The sequence below is a fragment of the Vibrio sp. Y176 genome (genome assembly GCF_033438945.1).
Genome location: NZ_JAWOQS010000681.1, coordinates 1 through 643 on the forward strand (window position 1 = coordinate 1; position 643 = coordinate 643).

At 52.3% G+C, this 643-nt stretch carries 1 protein-coding gene; it reads left to right on the forward strand.

Features of this window, described 5'->3' with window-relative positions:
• The coding region (locus R7O13_RS28040) for a response regulator (protein ID WP_318305344.1) at positions 1–643 on the forward strand (643 nt) is incomplete at both ends.

Here is a 643-nt window from a genome sequence, read left to right on the forward strand (position 1 = left end):
TCGCGTAAGCGAAATCATCAACTCAGAATCGCGCCTAGAAGTGATTGACGTTGCGGTAAATGGCAGAGAAGCGGTCGAAAAAGCCAAAGCTCTCAAGCCGGACGTCATCACCATGGATATTGAAATGCCAGTTATGGATGGCATTACGGCTGTGCGTGAAATCATGGCCGCATCTCCAACGCCAATTCTGATGTTTTCGTCCCTGACTCATGATGGGGCGAAAGCAACTCTTGATGCGTTGGACGCTGGTGCTCTGGACTTCTTACCGAAGAAGTTTGAAGATATTGCACGTAACCGCGATGAAGCGGTTTCGCTGCTTCAGCAACGTGTCATTCAAATTGCCTCTAAGCGTGCTTTCATGCGCCGTCCTGTAGCGCGTCCAGCTGCTGCAACTAGTGCTGCGCGCCCACTGGCTTCAAGAACCGCTGCGCCTGCCGCATCGGCTCCGGCTCGACCGGCAGCAACCAAGTTCCGCGCATCGGGTAAGAAATACCAGTTAACAGCGATTGGCACATCCACTGGTGGCCCAGTTGCTTTGCAAAAAATTCTTACTCGTCTGCCGATGAACTACCCACATCCAATCGTGCTGATTCAGCATATGCCTGCGACATTTACGGCGGCATTTGCAAGTCGATTGAACACG